Raw genomic sequence first — 2,451 nt, 5'->3', positions numbered from 1 at the left:
AGAGGATCATCTACGCATCCGCGGTGGTTCCTTCGCCGCCGATGCAGCGGGCGAGATTCGCCGCGACGGTACGTGTCAGCGGATGGTCAGAACCAAGGACGCGCCGGCGGTCGGTGAGGGTCTGTTCGTACAGGTCGGTGGCGTCGGTGAGGCGTCCCGCGGTCTGGTAGGCGCCGGCGAGGTTGTTGCGGGAGGTCAGGGTGTTGGGGTGGTCGGGGCCGAGGATGCGCTCATTGAGAGCCAGGCTGCGGAGATGGTAGGGAAGCGCGGTGTCGGGTCGGCCGTGATGCTCCAGGTAGGAGCCGATGCGGTCAGCCAGAGAGGACACCAGTTCAAGCGTCTGATCGTCTCGGTCGGAGTCGGCGGTGCCCAGAGCGGACCGGAGATGCGGCAGAAGGGCCTGCCACCGTGGCCAGGTGGCGGGATCTCGGATGTTTGCGGGAAGACCAGCGGCCAGCAGGTCGAGAAGGGTGACGTCGGCACCCTTCTGGCCCGCGGGGTCCATGCCTGCCCGGGTCGCCGCGGCGATCAGGCGGTGCACGGTGAGGGTCGGGCCGTCCCGGCGGACGAGGCTGTAGGCGACGAGGGCGCTCACCGTGTCCGCCCACGCCACCGGATCGGTCACCGCGCGGGACAGCGGATCGTCGGGCGGCTCAGTCGAACGGCCAGCCCCTTGATGCCTTCGGTGATCAGATCCAGCGGGATGGGATCGGGCGCGCAGAACGCACATAGTTCCAGCAGTTCGCCGGCGGCGGGTGACTCGTCGCGCAGGCGGGCCATCGACAGATCCCAGAGGTTCGCCACGGTCACTCTGGGCCGGCCGGCCACCCTTCCACGGCCGAGCATGTCGCCCAGACGGCCCTCCAACAGCGTCGTGTACTCGGCCGGTGGCATCTTGCTCTGGCGGAGGTATCCCACGGCCTGCTCGATCGCCAGGGGCAGGTGACCCAGCAGGTCGGCGATCCGCTCGGCGATGGTGGCGTCGATGCCGGCCACTCGCTTCGCCAGCAGTTCGACGGCTTCCGCCGGGCTGAAGTCGCCGACCTCCACGGGGGCGCCCGTGCCGTCCAACCCGGTCAGGCGGGAGGTGGCCAGCAGCCGCCCGCGCGGATCCGAAGGGTGGTAGTCAGCTGGTCAGCTGGGGATCGTCGACGTTGTCCAGCACGAGCAGCCAGCGGCGCCGCTGTCGTGCCAGGGCCGCGGCGACGGCCGGCCAGCTCGCCTGCTCCGGCGGCAGGCCGAGTTCGGCGCCGAGCGCGCTGATGTGCCCGGCGATCAGCTCCGGGTCCTGCGCGGGCACCCACCAGACGACGTCGTAGCGGCCCTTGTGCCGGTGCGCGTACTCCACCGCGAGGGCGGTCTTGCCCACCCCGCCCGACCCCTGCACGGCGCACACCGCCGCGCTGCCCCGTGCCGCCAGTTCCGCGGCGATCTCGGCCAGCTGCTCCTCCCGGCCGACGAACCGGGCCAACCGCGGCGGCACGTTCCACACCGGTGGCAGATCCAGCGGGAACACCGGTGCCGCGTTCGTCGACCCGGCAACCGCTCCGGCCGAGGTCTCCGGGTGCGGCCTGACGGCCATGCCCGGGAAATCCGGTGGCGTGGCGGGCTTGCGTCGACTCAGGACGATCGCGTCCAACAGTCGCTCCCGGGCCGCTTCCGCCGAAACACCGAACAGGTCGACGGACACGATCTGCTTGAGCAATCCCGGTCGTGCGCAGTCCTCCACGCGAAGCACGACCAGCTGGCGCTTCCGGCCGGTCGGATCGGCGACCAACGCGGCCTGCCATTCCAACGCGCCGAACACCGAATCCAGGTAGGCCTGCGACAGCACGACGACGAGGCGCCGCTCCTCCTCGGCCAGCGCCTGCTGCATCCCGGTCATGAAATGCGTGCCCGGGCCGAAATCCCAGGCCTGGATCAGCGCCTGATGGCCCTCGGCCTCCAACGTCCACGCGGCCCACTCCGCCCAGCGCACGTCGACAGCCGTGTACGAGACGAAGAACCCCTGCACGGCCGATGCCGCACCCCCGACGGTCATACCACCATCATCCCACCGACAGCACCCGCTCCGACACCTACCGTCGGGGGAGGTGTCGCGTGATGCCAGGGCCCACGTCCGGGAGACATGCTGGCCGTTCGTGGGCCGATATCCTTGGGCCAGCCTTGATCGGACCTGTCCGGTCGGCCCGGGGAGGTGTGCCATGGCTGCCGAAAGGGTGGCACCCGCGTGGATGCATGAGCAGATCACGGCGGAGCAGTACGACTCCTGGACGGCGGAGCAGTGCGCGGGCATCGAGATCGTCGATGGGATGGTGGTGGTGAGTCCCAGCGCGTCCAAGCGTCACAACCGACTCGCCCGAATACTCGCCAACGCGCTGGACACCGCCGCGGGGCCAGAATGGAACGCCGACATCGACTTCGATGTCCGGCTACAGGATGTTCCGCTGT

At 69.9% G+C, this 2,451-nt stretch carries 3 protein-coding genes and 1 pseudogene; 1 reads left to right on the top strand and 3 read right to left on the bottom strand.

Features of this window, described 5'->3' with window-relative positions; genetic code table 11:
* Positions 1–10: 10 nt before the first annotated feature.
* The 3 genes from G6R24_RS20235 to G6R24_RS20225 all read right to left on the bottom strand — a co-directional run bounded on the left by G6R24_RS20235 (position 11) and on the right by G6R24_RS20225 (position 2,041).
* Entirely contained in the window at positions 11–625 is a 615-nt protein-coding gene (locus G6R24_RS20235) for a tetratricopeptide repeat protein (RefSeq protein WP_175084698.1), read from the bottom strand.
* Positions 622–1,050 carry a hypothetical protein gene (locus tag G6R24_RS20230; RefSeq protein ID WP_163550727.1) on the bottom strand — a complete coding sequence of 143 codons (429 nt, stop codon included), beginning with the start codon at positions 1,048–1,050 and terminating at the stop codon, positions 622–624. The genes G6R24_RS20235 and G6R24_RS20230 overlap by 4 nt, the downstream gene beginning before the upstream one ends.
* A 76-nt stretch (positions 1,051–1,126) precedes the next feature.
* Positions 1,127–2,041: a toll/interleukin-1 receptor domain-containing protein gene (locus G6R24_RS20225; RefSeq protein ID WP_163550726.1), complete on the bottom strand. Its 915-nt coding sequence runs from the start codon at positions 2,039–2,041 to the stop codon at positions 1,127–1,129.
* A 193-nt stretch (positions 2,042–2,234) separates the two neighbouring features.
* On the opposite strand from G6R24_RS20225, the pseudogene G6R24_RS20220 reads away from it, so the two are divergent.
* Positions 2,235–2,451: pseudogene (locus tag G6R24_RS20220) on the top strand (Uma2 family endonuclease); the annotation flags it as partial.

Source organism: Candidatus Frankia nodulisporulans, assembly GCF_902806475.1.
GTDB lineage: Bacteria > Actinomycetota > Actinomycetes > Frankiales > Frankiaceae > Frankia > Frankia umida.
Note: the sequence above shows the minus strand (reverse complement) of the source record. Positions and strands in the feature narration are given on the sequence as shown.

Excerpts from the sequence above, each read along its gene's own strand:
- G6R24_RS20225 (WP_163550726.1), bottom strand. The coding sequence starts at position 2,041 with ATGACCGTCGGGGGTGCGGCATCGGCCGTGCAGGGGTTCTTCGTCTCG.